The sequence below is a fragment of the Corallococcus aberystwythensis genome (assembly GCF_003612165.1).
In the GTDB taxonomy this organism is placed as follows: domain Bacteria; phylum Myxococcota; class Myxococcia; order Myxococcales; family Myxococcaceae; genus Corallococcus; species Corallococcus aberystwythensis.
In genome coordinates this window covers 1-13,526 of record NZ_RAWK01000083.1, presented here as the reverse complement: position 1 = coordinate 13,526, position 13,526 = coordinate 1, and the positions used below count along the sequence as shown (strand labels likewise).

Sequence of the window (13,526 nt, the reverse complement as noted above, 5' to 3'; positions counted from 1 at the left end):
GTCATGCCCCTGCGCTTCACGCTCCTGGCCCTGCTCGTCCCTCCCCTCCTGGTCGCGACGCTGCTCGTGCTCTTCGGGCACCCGGCGGGCGCGCTCGCCGCGGGGCTCGTCACGCTGGCGGGATCCGCGCTCGCGCTGGGCACCAGCCGCGTGGCCATGGAGCGGCAGCTCCGCGCGCTGACCCAGAAGACGCAGTCGCTGGCCGCGGGCATGGACGTGGCGCCGCCCGCGGGCCTGGAGCGCACGGACGACCTGGCGCAGCTGGAAGACGCCATCGACACGCTGGACGACAAGCTGTCCATGCGCGCCGCCGCCCTCAACCAGGAGGCGCGCATCCTCACCGCCGTGCTGGACGGCATGGCGGAGGGGCTGTGGGTGACGGACGCGGAGGGCACCGTGGTGCGCCACAACGATGCGCTCGCGGAGATGCTCCGGCCCGCGCAAGGCGCCATCGTGGGCCAGCGGCCGCTCGCGCTCATCCGCAACGAGGCCCTCAATGACGCGGTGGCCCGCGCCTGCCATGAAGGCGCCTCCACGCGGCTGGAGCTGACGCTCGAGGGGCTGTACTCCCGCACCCTGGCCGTGCGAGTGACGCCCGTGGGGCGCGACCTGCCCGGCAGCGCCGCCGTCTTCCACGACGTCACCGAGCTGCGCCGGCTGGAGAAGGTCCGCAAGGACTTCGTGGCCAACGTCTCCCACGAGCTGCGCACTCCCATCACCGCCATCCGCGGCTACGCGGAGACGCTCCAGGGCGGCGCGCTCCAGGACACCCAGGTGGCCCCGAAGATGGTGGAGATCATCCACCGCCAGTCCGAACGCCTCTCCGAGCTGGTGGAGGACCTGCTGGAGCTCTCCCGCCTGGAGGCGCGCGAGATGACCTTCCAGCGCACGGAGGTGCCCCTGGCGCTGGCCGTCTCCCGCGCCGCTGAAGGGGTGCGCCCCAAGGCCGAGGGCAAGAACCAGCAAATCGGGTTGCACGTGCCGCCAGGGCTGGTGGCGCTGGGGGATGGGCGGGCCATCGAGCAGGTGCTCCTCAACCTGCTCGACAACGCGGTGAAGTACACGCCCGCCGGCGGCCGGGTGGACGTGGACGGAGCGTACGAGGGCGGCCGGTGCGTCGTGCGTGTGCGCGACACAGGCGTGGGAATCGAGTCCAAGCATCTTTCCCGGATTTTCGAGCGATTCTACCGGGTGGATAAGGGGCGCAGCCGGGACATGGGGGGGACGGGACTGGGCCTTTCCATCGTGAAGCACCTGATGGGCGCGATGGATGGCGAGGTGAAGGTGGAGAGCCAGCCGAACGCGGGCAGTACCTTCGTCATTTTTCTACCCTCGGCGGCTGGCCCGACGGCTGCGACGGGCTAGGATGGGGGCGGCCATGCGGGTCGCCATCCTCGCGGACATTCACGGAAACCTTCCGGCCTGCGAGGCCGTGCTGGACGACATCACCAAATCGGTGGCGCCGGATTACATCGTCGCGGCCGGAGACCTGGCGCTGCGCGGCGCTCACCCGCGCGAGACGGTGGAGCTGCTCTTCAGCAAGTGCCACGCGCTCATCATGGGCAACACGGACGCGTACCTCGCCGGCAACTACCTGGGCGGTGCGTACCGCGAGCGCGACCACTGGAAGACGGAGCTCTTGCGCTGGACGCGCGACCAGCTGGGTGAGTCCCTGCTCCATCAGCTGGGACAAATGCCCTTCTCCCTGCGCTACACGCCGCGCAAGGGGCAGGACCTGTTCATCTGCCACGCGAACCCCCGCAACCTGGAGGAGTCGCTGGACCCCACGCTGGACGACCACGCCATCCGCCGCTTCTTCACGCACCTGGACGCGGCCGCGTGCGCCTTCGGGCACCTGCACTTCCCCTACCGGCGGCGCGTGGGCCGGATGCTCATCGCGGACGTGGCCAGCGCCGGCATCCCTCGCGACGGCGACCTGCGCCCCGCCTACGGCGTCTTCACCTTCACCCCCAAGGGCTGGCGCGTGCAGATCCGCCGCGTGCGCTACCCGGTGCGCAAGGCCACCCAGGCCCTCACCGCGCGCCGCGTGCCCGGAGGGCCGCTGCTCATCCACAAGCTCGTGGAGGCGCGGTACCGCCACCACAACGCCCTGATGGAGGCCGCGCGGCGGCACTCGGGGCTTCCTCCGCCGGGCCCCGTGCTGCGTCCGCCGCCGGGGGCTGGGGGCGCGCGTCCCGCGCTCGCCGCGCCCTTCGAGAACCACCCTCCGCCGGAGGTTGATCCGTCCACGCTGCCGCTGGACCTGGACGGCACGGTGACGGGCGCCTCGCCGCTGCCGCCCGACGCGCTCAACGACCTGGACGGGTGAGGCGAACGCCCACCGGGTGCGTGCGCGTGGGGCAGGCCCGTCCGGGAATGGACAGGCGTGCCGTCACTTCTGACGGACAGCGGGCTATTCGCACCGTGAAATGCGCCTGCTCTCCCGCGCGCACAGATGCACGAGGGCGCGCCGGTTCTTAGCAACACCTCAGGCGACGACAACGCGGGAGGGGCCATGGTCGGGTGGATGGTCGGACTGTCGGTGATGGCGGTGTCCCTCACCGCCACCGAAGCGGAGACTCCCCCTGCCCCGCCGCCCGCGCCGTACTGCGAGGGCGAATACGCGGACAGCTACAGCGCGCTGTCCCCCAAGGCGCGGGCCTTCGAGCAGGCGATGCAGAAGAAGTACACGTACTGCGTGCGCAGCACCGCCGTGTACGAGTGCCTGTCCTACGGCGCGGAGGGCAACGTGCGCCGCACGCGCACGCCGGTGTCCGCGCACGGCACCGCGTTCGCCTACCGGCAGCAGGCCGGGGAGACGCTGCTGCTCACCAACGAGCACGTCGTGGAGTGGCCGGACGTCACCAGCGACGCGCACCCGGTGGACAATGTGCCCTCGGGCTGCAAGCGCGTGAAGGACGGCCTGAGCATCGTGGAGAACGAGGCGGACCACTACGACCGCGATGACATCCCGCTGTCCAAGGCGGTGGTGGATCCGCAGCTGGACCTGGCCGTCATCAAGTCCAAGGCGCCGCTGACGGTGATGCCCTGGAAGGTGGGCAGGAGCGCCGCCGTGCGCGAGCGCGACGTGGTGGACGTGCGCGGCTTCCCGTTGGGCGTCTTCAACGCCACCAACATGGGCAAGGTCATCTCCGCCTACGACCGCGACGAATACAAGGAGTGGTACCACGACGACTTCGTCATCGACGCGCTCCTGTCGCAGGGCAACTCGGGGTCGCCCGTGCTCGCCATCTCCTGCAAGACGGGCGAGTTCGAGCTGGTGGGCGTCTACCACGCGGGCTACTCGCGAGGCAGCGCGCTCAACGTGGTGGTGGGCATCGACCAGGCGCGCGACCTGATGACGAACCTGCGCCGCACGCCCAAACGCGCCCAGGAAGGAACGACGCCGCTGGACGCGCTGGCCCGCGCCCGGGTGGCGAAGCGCGCGGAGGTGTCCGCCACGCCCTTCTTCCCCTTCGGCTCGCGCACCGCGGCGGTGTTCCCGCGCGCGGACGGCACGCTGCTCTTCGCGCTGTACGAGCAGGACTTCCCGCGCCGCGTGCACCCGCTCCTCGTGATGGAGGACCTGCCCGTCCCTTCCGCGGACGAGGGCTTCGGGAAGGTGGGGCGCGTCTGGTTCGGTGGCGAGCGGGGCCTGCTGGAGCGGCCTCGCGCGGAGCAGGACGCGGAGCTGCAACAGCAACTGGCCCGGCTGCTGGATGCGCTGCGCCGGGATGCGACGCTCGCGTTCTCGTACCAGGACTCGCTGCCAGGGTCGGATGAATCCCGGCAAACCTTCGACACGTCCGCCCGCCTGGGCAAGACACTGGAGCGCACCATCGTCGCGCACCGCGACCTGAGCGACACCGCGGCCGAGCTGGCGGACCGCTTCGCGCCGGACACCACCGAGCCCGCGACGCGGACGGAATCCGTGCTGAAGAACCCGCCGCCTCCCGGCATCCACCTGGGGCTGTCGGGTGAACCCGAAGGACCGCCTCCCACTGGCACGCCGCCCCGCGCGTCCGACGCGCGCCAGCCCGCGCGCAGCCCCCAGGGCAAGGCGGCCAGGACTCCGTCGGGCAGGTAGTCCGCCAGGAGGGCCATCCACCAGGCAGGCGCACCGGGGAAATGAAGTGAGGTCCCGGGAAGGCCCTTCCCGCCTCCGTACATTGGACAGGTGTGGAGGCCATGCCCGAACCCACAGCCGGAGCCGTGAATCCTGACTTGAGGACGGGGGAGCCCTCGCCCTGGCTGCGGCGGATCCTCCGGGGGCTCCTGGGGCAGGAGCGGCGCTTCTGGGCGCTGGTGGTGGGCGTGGGGCTCATCTCCGGCCTGGGCGCGGTCGCGCTGCTCGCCGTGCTGCGCTTCACCCAGCACCTGTTCTGGCAGACCCACTCGGAGCACTTTCTGGAAGGCGCGCTCGCGTCCCCCGGGTGGCGCCGGTTCCTGGTGCCGGTGCTGGGCGGAGCGTTGGTGACGCTGGTTTCGCTGGTGGTGGGCCAGCCCCTTCGCGGCCACGGCACCGCGGGCATCATCGAATCCATCTGGGTGAAGTCCGGCCGGCTGCCCTTCCCTCGCGCGCTCCTGCGCGGCTTCGTTTCCATCATCGCGGTGGCACTGGGCGCACCGCTCGGCCGCGAAGGTGCGCTCCTCCAGACGGGCGCGGCCAGTGGATCCGCGCTGTCCGGGTGGCTGCGGCTGGGGCCGGGCCAGGCGCGCGTGCTGGTGGCGTGCGGCGCATCAGCGGGCATCGCTTCCGCGTACAACGTCCCCATTGGCGCGGCACTCTTCGGCCTGGAGGTGCTGCTGGGCAGCTTCGCGCTGGAGCTCTTCGGCCCCATCGTCGTGTCGTGCGTGGTGGCGACGCTCGTGTCGCGCACGCTCATCGCGGACCACCCCAGCTACGTCATCCCCCACTACGCCCTCACCCACCCGCGCGAGCTGGTGCTGGCCCTCCTCCTGGGAGTGCTCGTGGGCGGGGCCTCCGCGCTCTACGTGCGCGGCATCAACCTCGCCTCGGATCTGCTGGACAGGCTGCCCTCGTGGCTCACGCCGTTCATGCCGCTGGTCGCGATGACGGTGGTGGGCCTCACCGCCATCGCGGGGCCGTACCTCATGGGCAACGGCTACGACTCCGTGAACATGGCGCTGCACGGGACGCTGCCCCTCGCGCTGCTGCTCATCCTGCCGCTGGCGAAGCTGGCGGTGACGTCGCTGTGCGCGGGCGCGGGGGTGCCGGGCGGGCTCTTCACCCCGTCCCTCTTCTTCGGCGCGCTGCTGGGCGGCGCGTTCGGGATGCTGGTGGAGCACGCGTTTCCGGGCGGCGCGGCGCCCAGCGGGGCCTATGCGCTGCTCGGCATGGGGGCGGTGCTGGCGGGCACCACGCATGCGTCCGTGTCCGCGGTGCTGATGATCTTCGAGATGACCGGTGACTACGACCTCATCCTCCCGCTGATGCTCGCCGCGGTGGTGGCCGCCGTCGTCAGCCGCCGGCTGGAGCCGGAGTCGCTCTACACGTCCGTGCTCGCGAAGCGCGACGTGCGCGTTCCGGCCTCCGTGCCGCACTGGCTGCGGGAGGAAGGGGTGCGCTCGATCCTGTCTCCGGCGACGCAGCGGGTGCCGCCCTCCGCGACCTTCGACGAGGTGGTGGTGCTGCTCCTGGAGCAGCCCGCGGGCGCGGACCTCTACGTCACCGACGAGGAGGGGCGCCTCCTGGGCGTCATCAGCCTGGACGCGCTCAAGGGCCATCTGCCGGACCACTCGCTGCTCCAGGCCACCGTGGCCGCGGACGTGATGGACACCGGCGTGCAACCCATCACCCCGGACCTGTCCCTGGCGGAGGTGGCCGCGAGGTTCGGCCACACGGAGCTGGAGCGGCTGCCCGTGGTGGACGGACGCCGGCGCCTGCTGGGTTCGCTCTCCAAGGGTGACCTGCTCAAGCGGGGGCGCTTCTAGATGGAGCTGGAGCCCCGCACGCGCGCGTGGAGCATCGTCGCGATGAGCCTGCTGTGCCTCGTGCTGACGTGGGTGCTCCTGCGCACACCGCCGCGGCCCGGCCAGCCTCCGGAACAACCGGAACCCGCGGAAGAGCCCACCCGAGGCAATCCCTACCGGGGGTGGCCGCTGTTCCAGGGGTGGCCCGTACCCCAGCCTCCGGACACGCAGCCGTCCGACGCGCCCTCGCAACGTTGAAGGCCCACATCTCCCCTGCCCTCCGGGGACGCCCCGGGGCAGGCAACCAGGCGGGCTTCGCGTGAAGCGCTTGCATGCGGGAAGGCTGGGAGGAAGATGGCCGCCGTCTTGGACGCCACTCCGTTCAACTTCGTCGCCATCGTTCTGTGCATCTCCTTCGGCGCGGGCCTGCTGGGTTCGCTGCTGGGTCTGGGCGGCGGCCTCATCCTCATCCCCGTCCTCACGCTCGTACTCAAGGTGGACATCCGCTACGCGGTGGGGGCGTCCATCGTGTCCGTCATCGCCACGTCCAGCGGCGCGGCGGCGGCGTACGTGCGCGACGGCCTGGCCAACATGCGCGTGGCCATGTTCCTGGAGGTGGCCACCGTGGCGGGTGCCGTCACGGGTGCGATGCTCGCGGGCATGGTGGGGGGCCGCGCGCTGTACTTCCTCTTCGGCGCGGTGATGGCCTATTCGGCGCTCGCGATGCTGCGCAAGCTGCGCGAGGACGACCGCCCCCGGAAGGAGCCGCCGCCGGATGCGCTCGCGGACCGGCTGGGCCTGCATGGCAGCTACTACGACGTGTCCACCGGCGGTGAGGTGGCGTACCGCGTGCACCGTCCGCTTGTGGGCCTGGGGCTCATGTACATCGCGGGCACGGTGAGCGGCCTGCTGGGCATCGGCTCCGGCGCGCTGAAGGTGCCGGCCATGGACCTGGCGATGGGGCTGCCCATCAAGGTCTCCACCGCCACCAGCAACTTCATGATTGGCGTCACCGCGGCGGCCAGCGCGGGCATCTACTTCGCGCGCGGCGACATCGACCCGTTCATCGCGGGCCCCGTCTGCGTGGGCGTCACGCTGGGCGCGTTCGCGGGCTCGCGCTACCTCACGAAGCTCAAGAGCGGCTCCTTGCGCATGCTCTTCATCGCGGTCCTGCTCTGGGTGTCATACGAGATGCTGTCCAAGGGAATCCACGGATGAGCCCGGAACCCGCCGAACCTCCGTCTCCGCGCGAGACGGCCGCCGCCACCACCACCGCCGTCACAGAGGAGGTGGTGCCGCTCACTCCGGAGCTGCTCATCAGCCAGCTGTTGCGCGGCGGCGTGCTGCTCAGCCTGTCGCTCGTCACCTGCGGCATGGTGATGACCTTCTTCCGCCACCCGGACTACTTCTCGTCGCCGGACGCACTCCAGCGCCTCACCTCGCCGGACTCCGCGCCGCACCGGCTGCCGGACGTCTTCGAGGGCGTCATGGCCGTGCGCGGCCAGTCCTTCGTGATGGCGGGGCTGTTGGTGATGATCACCGTGCCCGTGCTGCGCGTGGCCCTGTCCCTGGGCATCTTCCGCGCGCAGAAGGACCGCACCTTCGCCGCCATCACCACCAGCGTGCTCGCGCTGCTCCTGCTCGCCTTCCTCCTGGGCGGCGTGGAGTAAGCCACAGGGCAGTCCACCCGTTCGTCACATCCACGCGGCCTGGAATCGCACTACAACGCGCGCCCATGGCCGACCGCGACCTGCCCCTCCTCCTCGTGCGCCACGCCGTGGCCGAGGACTCCCACGCCCTGGGCGACGAAGCCCGCGCCCTCACCCCCCAGGGCCGCGCCGCCTTCCGGCAGCACGCGAAGAAGCTCACGCGCCTCACGCCGCTCATGGGCATCATCACCAGCCCCCTGGTGCGCGCGGTGCAGACCGCGGAATTGCTCGCGGACGCGCTCGGCCTGTCCCACGTGGAGGTTCACCCCGCGCTCGTCCCCATGAAGGGCGCGGCCCGCAACGTGCTGAAGCTGGCACGCGACGTGGGGCCGGGCTGGGCGCTGGTGGGACACAATCCCTCCCTGGAGCGCGCCGCCGCGCTCGCGCTGGGCCAGGCCCTGCCGGACAAGTTCCGCAAGGGCTGCGCGGTCGCCCTGCGGCCCGAGGGGCGCACCTTCTCCCTGCAATGGATGGCGGCCCCGGGACGTCCCCTGCGGCGCCCGTGACGGACGTGACGTACTTGTTGCCGGCGCGTCACGTAGGCGCGAAGCGATGCGCGCACAGTACGTGCCCGACATGTCCCACGTACTCATCGTCGACGACGAGCGCGACCTGGCGGAGCTCATCGACTTCAACCTGCGCGGCGCGGGCTTCACCACCCGCGTGGCCTTCACCGGGGAGGCGGCGCTCACCGCCGCGCGTGAGCAGTCCCCGGACGTGGTGCTGCTGGACCTGATGCTGCCGGACCTGTCCGGCATCGAGGTCTGCCGCCACCTGCGCGCCACCCCCCGCCTGCGTGACGTGCTCATCGTCATGCTCACCGCGAAGAGCGAGGAGGCGGACCGCATCCGCGGCTTCGAGGTCGGCGCGGATGACTACGTCGTCAAGCCCTTCTCCGTGCGCGAACTGGTGCTCCGGCTCAAGGCCATCCTCCGGCGCACGTCCGCGCCCGTGGAGGGCTCGCCGCCCCTGGCGCTGGGCCCCCTGCGCCTGGACGTCACCCAGCACCGCTTCTTCGTGGAGGAGAAGGAGACGCCCCTCACCGCGCTGGAGTTCCGCCTGCTGGAGTACCTCATGGCCCGGCTGGGCCGGGTGCAGACGCGGGAACAACTGCTGGAGCAGGTCTGGGGCCTGTCCAGCGCGCTGGAGACGCGCACCATCGACACGCACGTGATGCGCCTGCGCGACAAGCTGGGCCCCGCGCGCGCCCTGCTGGAGACGGTGCGCGGGGTGGGCTACCGCATCGTGGACCCGGCGGCCGGGTAGGCAAGCTCCCCCCCTGCCGTCACCCATTTGTCACGCAGGGGCCGTCAAACAGCCACATCGGGCCCATAGATCGACACGGGTTCTCGACACCCTCGAGACGCCCGAAGACTGTTCACCCTGCGGATACAGGCACGTTTCTAGAGGAGACACCTCATGAAGAAGACTCTGCTCTCAAGCTTCGTCGCCTTCGGGCTCGCAGTCCTCCCGCTCTCCGCCCAGGCAGGCACGGTGACGGTGAAGGGCTCGGACACCATGGTCATCCTCGCCCAGCGCTGGGCGGAGGCGTTCATGAAGAAGAACCCCGCCACGAAGATTCAAGTGACGGGCGGCGGCTCCGGCACGGGCCTGGCGGCCCTACAGAACGGCACCACCGACATCGCCATGTCCAGCCGTGAAATCAAGAAGGCGGAGTCCGACAGCCTGACGGCCCGGAACAAGGCCGCGCCCACCGCGCTGTCCGTGGCCAAGGACGGCGTCACCTTCTACGTCAACGACACCAACAAGGTGGAGGCGCTCACGGTGGAGCAGCTCAAGGCCATCTACCTGGGCGACACGACGAACTGGAAGGACGTGGGCGGGCAGGACGCCCCCATCGTCCCGTACTCGCGTGAGAACTCCTCCGGCACCTACGTCTTCGTGAAGGACCACGTGCTGGGCGGCGAGGATTTCGCCCCGGAGGCCCAGACGCTCCCCGGCACGGCCGCGGTGGTCAACGCGGTCTCCAAGGAGAAGAACGGCATCGGCTACGGCGGCGCCGCGTACGGCAAGGGCATCAAGGAGCTGAAGGTGAAGAAGGGCAACGAGTCCTTCGCCCCCTCCGCGCAGAACGTGAAGAGCGGCAAGTACCCGCTGTCGCGCGACCTGTTCTTCTACCTGGGCAAGGCGCCCGCGGGCGAGGTGAAGGCCTTCATCGACTTCGCGCTGTCCCCCGAGGGTCAGGCCATCGTCACCCAGGTCGGCTACTTCCCTGTGAAGTAGTCGCCGTCACGCGATTGTCACCCGGCGCGGGGGTCCCATGTTGGATAGACAGGCCGTCATGCAGGAGCAGGACCTCGCGCCCCCGGTGGCGCTGCCCATGCTGTCGCCCGCGGCCCGGCGGCGGCAGCTGAAGGAGAAGGCCATCGCCGCGCTCATCACGGCGGTGGCCTTCACGGGCATCGCCGCGCTGGTGCTCATCCTCGTCTTCGTGGCGAAGGAGGCGCTGCTGCTCGTCACCGACACGGCGGCGCGCGAGGAGGCGAGCTTCTCCAAGATGTTCCTCCCGCAGCTGGTGCGGAAGGGAAAGCCCCTGGCATACATGTGGCAGCCGGTGTCCGGCGTGCCCAAGGTCAGCATGATTCCGCTCTTCATCGGCACGCTGAAGACGACGGCCGTGTCCATGCTGGTGGCCGTGCCCCTGGGCATCTTCGGCGCGCTGTTCGCCGCGGAGTTCGCCCCCCGCCGCCTGCGGGAAGTGCTCAAGCCCACCATCGAACTGCTCGCCGGCATCCCGTCCGTGGTGCTGGGCTTCTTCGCGCTGATGGTGATGGCGTCGTTCCTCCAGGACACCTTCGGCTTCACGTCGCGGCTCAATGCCGTGGTGGCGGGGCTGGGCCTGGCGCTGGCCATCGTGCCCGTCATCTTCACGGTGACGGAGGACGCGCTCACCGCCGTGCCGCGCAGCTACCGCGAGGCTTCGCTGGCCCTGGGCGCCACGCCCTGGGAGACGGCGTGGAAGGTGGTGCTCCCGGCGGCGGCCCCCGGCATCCTCGCCGCGTGCGTGCTGGGCTTCGGGCGCGCCATCGGTGAGACGATGATTGTGCTGATGGCCTCCGGCAACGCGGCCATCGTGTCCGCCAACCTGGGCGACTCGGTGCGCTCGCTGTCCGCCACCATCGCCGCGGAGATGGGCGAGGTGGTGGTGGGCAGTCCGCACTACGCGCTGCTCTTCTTCATCGGCGTGGAGCTGTTCCTCTTCACCTTCATCCTCAACATGCTCGCGGGGGTGTGGACGAAGAAGGTCATCCAGCGGCTCAAGGGAGGTGCGGGGTGAAGCACGCCACTCGCAAGGTCGTGGGCCTGTCACTCATGTCTCTCACGGGGCTGGCCGCGTTCGTCATGGTGGCCATGCTCGCGCTCATCCTCCTGGACGTCGTCCGGGGCGGCTGGAGCCACCTGTCCTGGACGTTCCTCACCCAGGCGCCCACGGACGGGATGATGGGCGGCGGCATCTTCCCCGCCCTCTTCGGCACCGCGGCGCTCACGCTCTTGATGACGCTGGCGGTGATGCCGGTGGGCGTGCTGACGGCGGTGTACCTGCACGAGTACGCGCCACCCTCCAGCCTGCTCGCGCGAGCGGTGCGCGTGGCGGTGGCGAACCTGGCGGGCGTGCCCTCCATCGTGTTCGGCCTCTTCGGCCTGGGCTTCTTCATCCTCTTCGTGGGCAAGGGCCTGGACCACGCGCTGGGCTACGAGGAGCTGCACTGGGCCCAGCCGGGCATCCTCTGGGCGTCGCTCACGCTGGCGGTGCTCACCCTGCCCGTCGTCATCGTCTCCACGGAGGAGGCCCTGCGCGCCGTGCCGCAGGAGCACCGCACCGCGAGCCTCGCGCTGGGGGCCACCCAGTCGCAGACGCTGGCGCGGGTGGTGCTGCCGGGTGCGCTGCCGGGCATCCTCACCGGCGCGGTGCTGGCCATCTCCCGCGGCGCGGGCGAGGTGGCCCCCATCCTCTTCACCGGCGCGGCCTACTTCCTGCCGGACCTGCCCACGAGCCTGAACTCGCAGTTCATGCACCTGGGCTACCACACCTACGTGCTGGCCACGCAGTCGCCAGACGTGGAGGCCACGCGCCCGCTGCTGTACGCGACGGTGCTGGTGCTGCTGCTGCTCACCTTCGCCCTGAACCTCGTCGCGGTCATCATCCGCACGCGCACGCGCCGCAAGGCCGCGGCCGGCCACTGACGCTCGCCCATCCCATGCCCCTCTCCTCCGCCACGCCGCGCAACAAGATGGAAGCCCGCGAGCTCACCCTGCGCTACGGCAGCAAGGTGGCCATCAAGCAGGTGAGCCTGGCCATCCCCGAGCACAAGGTGACGGCGCTCATCGGCCCGTCCGGCTGCGGCAAGTCCACCTTCCTGCGCTCGCTCAACCGGATGAACGACCTCATCCCCGGCGCGAACCACGACGGCAGCGTGTTCCTGGACGGCCGCAGCATCCACGACCGCTCGCTGGACGTGGTGGACCTGCGCCGGCGCGTGGGCATGGTGTTCCAGAAGTCCAACCCCTTCCCCAAGTCCATCTTCGAGAACGTCGCCTACGGCCTGCGCGTGGGCGGCCTCAAGGACAAGGCGAAGCTGGCCGCGCGGGTGGAGAAGTCCCTGCGCGGCGCGGCGCTGTGGGACGAGGTGAAGGACCGGCTGGAGGAGAGCGCCCTGGGGCTGTCCGGCGGCCAGCAGCAGCGTCTGTGCATCGCGCGGGCGCTCGCGATAGAGCCGGAGGTGCTGCTGATGGACGAGCCCGCGTCCGCGTTGGATCCCATCGCGACGGCGAAGATTGAAGAGCTCATCCACGAGCTCAAGGCCACGTACACCATCGCCATCGTGACCCACAACATGCAGCAGGCCGCGCGCGTGAGCGACCGCACGGCTTTCTTCTACATGGGGGAATTGGTGGAGTGCGGCCCCACGGAGCAGATCTTCACCAACCCCCACGAGAAGCGCACGGAGGACTACGTCACCGGGAAGTTCGGCTGAACGCCCGCGAAGGACGGAACAGGACGACATGGCGGCCACGCACACCGACAAGGCATTCGAGCAGGACCTGCGCAACCTGCGCGAGAAGCTGCTCGCCATGGGGGCCAAGGTGGAGACCCTCATCGCCCAGAGCACCCGCGCCCTCACCGAGCGCGACTCGGCGCTGGCGGAGCAGGTGGTGGGCGCGGACCGCGAGGTGAACCGGCTGGAGGTCGACATCGACGACCTGTGCCGCCGCATCCTCGCGCTGCGCCAGCCGGCCGCGTCCGACCTGCGCCTCATCACCACGGCGCTGAAAATCGTCACCGACCTGGAGCGCATTGGCGACCTGGCGGTGAACATCGCCGAGCGCGCCATGGACCTGAACCAGGTGCCGCCGCTGGCACCCTATGTGGACACGCCGAAGCTGGCGGAGCTGGCGCAGCAGCAGGTGAAGAAGGCGCTGGATGCGTTCGTGTCCGGGGACGCGGCGAAGGCCGAGGACGTCCTCAAGGGGGACGACCTGCTGGATGCCCTCTTCCTGAAGATCTTCAACGAGCTGCTGGCCTACATGATGGAGGACTCGCGCAACATCCGCCGGGCCACGGCGTTGATGTTCATCGCGAAGCACCTGGAGCGCATTGGTGACCACGCGCTCAACGTGGCGGAGATGGTCATCTACATGGTGCGCGGCAAGGACGTGCGCCACCCGCGAAGCCGCGACCTGGAGTAGCGCCCGGCGGCTGGTGCCGGGCGGCTTCACCGGGGTGTCACGGCGAGTTGGCCGTCCCGCCGTCCCGCCGCCCCGGTCCCGCCTTGTGGGGCTTCTAGGGTGGCGACATGCTCATCGCCTCCAGTCTCCTCCTGGCCGCGTCCGCAGTGGGCCTCCTGGCCCTCCTCCTCCAGG

General features: G+C 70.4%; 14 protein-coding genes. All 14 read left to right on the top strand.

Translation table 11 applies throughout. The features are described 5' to 3' along the window. Positions 1 to 3 precede the first annotated feature (3 nt). The gene (locus tag D7W81_RS15570; protein WP_120556159.1) at positions 4 to 1,365 is read left to right on the top strand and encodes a sensor histidine kinase; all 1,362 of its coding nucleotides are present in this window, start codon (positions 4 to 6) and stop codon (positions 1,363 to 1,365) included. Positions 1,366 to 1,378: 13 nt separating this feature from the next. After that, positions 1,379 to 2,329, top strand: coding sequence for a metallophosphoesterase family protein (locus D7W81_RS15565; protein WP_120556158.1), 951 nt, complete (start codon positions 1,379 to 1,381; stop codon positions 2,327 to 2,329). 186 nt (positions 2,330 to 2,515) lie between these two features. Further along, positions 2,516 to 4,087: a S1C family serine protease gene (locus D7W81_RS15560; protein WP_158621606.1), complete on the top strand. Its 1,572-nt coding sequence runs from the start codon at positions 2,516 to 2,518 to the stop codon at positions 4,085 to 4,087. A gap of 101 nt (positions 4,088 to 4,188) precedes the next feature. Continuing rightward, the gene (locus tag D7W81_RS15555; protein ID WP_120556156.1) at positions 4,189 to 5,955 is read left to right on the top strand and encodes a chloride channel protein; all 1,767 of its coding nucleotides are present in this window, start codon (positions 4,189 to 4,191) and stop codon (positions 5,953 to 5,955) included. Beyond that, positions 5,956 to 6,192 (top strand): hypothetical protein, encoded by a 237-nt coding sequence (locus D7W81_RS15550; protein WP_120556155.1) that lies wholly within the window; start codon positions 5,956 to 5,958, stop codon positions 6,190 to 6,192. A 96-nt stretch (positions 6,193 to 6,288) separates the two neighbouring features. Beyond that, positions 6,289 to 7,152, top strand: coding sequence for a sulfite exporter TauE/SafE family protein (locus D7W81_RS15545; RefSeq protein WP_120556154.1), 864 nt, complete (start codon positions 6,289 to 6,291; stop codon positions 7,150 to 7,152). Then, positions 7,149 to 7,604, top strand: coding sequence for a DUF1634 domain-containing protein (locus D7W81_RS15540; protein WP_120556153.1), 456 nt, complete (start codon positions 7,149 to 7,151; stop codon positions 7,602 to 7,604). The genes D7W81_RS15545 and D7W81_RS15540 overlap by 4 nt, the downstream gene beginning before the upstream one ends. A 65-nt stretch (positions 7,605 to 7,669) precedes the next feature. Beyond that, a complete protein-coding gene (locus D7W81_RS15535) occupies positions 7,670 to 8,149 on the top strand; it encodes a SixA phosphatase family protein (protein WP_120556152.1) in 480 nt (159 codons plus the stop codon). Positions 8,150 to 8,219: 70 nt separating this feature from the next. Further along, positions 8,220 to 8,909, top strand: a complete 690-nt coding sequence (locus tag D7W81_RS15530) for a response regulator (RefSeq protein WP_120556185.1) — start codon at positions 8,220 to 8,222, stop codon at positions 8,907 to 8,909. Positions 8,910 to 9,062: 153 nt separating this feature from the next. Then, a complete protein-coding gene (locus tag D7W81_RS15525) occupies positions 9,063 to 9,887 on the top strand; it encodes a phosphate ABC transporter substrate-binding protein (protein WP_120556151.1) in 825 nt (274 codons plus the stop codon). 58 nt (positions 9,888 to 9,945) lie between these two features. Beyond that, positions 9,946 to 10,941: a phosphate ABC transporter permease subunit PstC gene (gene pstC, locus D7W81_RS15520; RefSeq protein WP_208721319.1), complete on the top strand. Its 996-nt coding sequence runs from the start codon at positions 9,946 to 9,948 to the stop codon at positions 10,939 to 10,941. Further along, positions 10,938 to 11,849 carry a phosphate ABC transporter permease PstA gene (gene pstA / locus D7W81_RS15515; protein WP_120556150.1) on the top strand — a complete coding sequence of 304 codons (912 nt, stop codon included), beginning with the start codon at positions 10,938 to 10,940 and terminating at the stop codon, positions 11,847 to 11,849. Before pstC ends, pstA begins: the two co-directional genes overlap by 4 nt. Positions 11,850 to 11,896: 47 nt before the next feature. Next, positions 11,897 to 12,640, top strand: coding sequence for a phosphate ABC transporter ATP-binding protein PstB (gene pstB, locus D7W81_RS15510; RefSeq protein ID WP_120556183.1), 744 nt, complete (start codon positions 11,897 to 11,899; stop codon positions 12,638 to 12,640). Between the two features lie 28 nt (positions 12,641 to 12,668). After that, positions 12,669 to 13,352: a phosphate signaling complex protein PhoU gene (gene phoU / locus D7W81_RS15505; protein ID WP_120556149.1), complete on the top strand. Its 684-nt coding sequence runs from the start codon at positions 12,669 to 12,671 to the stop codon at positions 13,350 to 13,352. The last annotated feature ends 174 nt before the right edge of the window (positions 13,353 to 13,526 follow it).

What these genes read in the sequence shown, in the direction of transcription:
- D7W81_RS15525 (WP_120556151.1), top strand. Translation starts at nt 9,063, where the DNA reads ATGAAGAAGACTCTGCTCTCAAGCTTCGTCGCCTTCGGGCTCGCAGTC.
- D7W81_RS15530 (WP_120556185.1), top strand. Translation starts at nt 8,220, where the DNA reads ATGTCCCACGTACTCATCGTCGACGACGAGCGCGACCTGGCGGAGCTC.
- pstB (WP_120556183.1), top strand. Translation starts at nt 11,897, where the DNA reads ATGGAAGCCCGCGAGCTCACCCTGCGCTACGGCAGCAAGGTGGCCATC.
- D7W81_RS15565 (WP_120556158.1), top strand. Translation starts at nt 1,379, where the DNA reads ATGCGGGTCGCCATCCTCGCGGACATTCACGGAAACCTTCCGGCCTGC.
- D7W81_RS15555 (WP_120556156.1), top strand. Translation starts at nt 4,189, where the DNA reads ATGCCCGAACCCACAGCCGGAGCCGTGAATCCTGACTTGAGGACGGGG.
- D7W81_RS15535 (WP_120556152.1), top strand. Translation starts at nt 7,670, where the DNA reads ATGGCCGACCGCGACCTGCCCCTCCTCCTCGTGCGCCACGCCGTGGCC.
- D7W81_RS15540 (WP_120556153.1), top strand. Translation starts at nt 7,149, where the DNA reads ATGAGCCCGGAACCCGCCGAACCTCCGTCTCCGCGCGAGACGGCCGCC.
- D7W81_RS15560 (WP_158621606.1), top strand. Translation starts at nt 2,516, where the DNA reads ATGGTCGGGTGGATGGTCGGACTGTCGGTGATGGCGGTGTCCCTCACC.
- pstC (WP_208721319.1), top strand. Translation starts at nt 9,946, where the DNA reads ATGCAGGAGCAGGACCTCGCGCCCCCGGTGGCGCTGCCCATGCTGTCG.
- D7W81_RS15545 (WP_120556154.1), top strand. Translation starts at nt 6,289, where the DNA reads ATGGCCGCCGTCTTGGACGCCACTCCGTTCAACTTCGTCGCCATCGTT.
- D7W81_RS15570 (WP_120556159.1), top strand. Translation starts at nt 4, where the DNA reads ATGCCCCTGCGCTTCACGCTCCTGGCCCTGCTCGTCCCTCCCCTCCTG.
- D7W81_RS15550 (WP_120556155.1), top strand. Translation starts at nt 5,956, where the DNA reads ATGGAGCTGGAGCCCCGCACGCGCGCGTGGAGCATCGTCGCGATGAGC.
- phoU (WP_120556149.1), top strand. Translation starts at nt 12,669, where the DNA reads ATGGCGGCCACGCACACCGACAAGGCATTCGAGCAGGACCTGCGCAAC.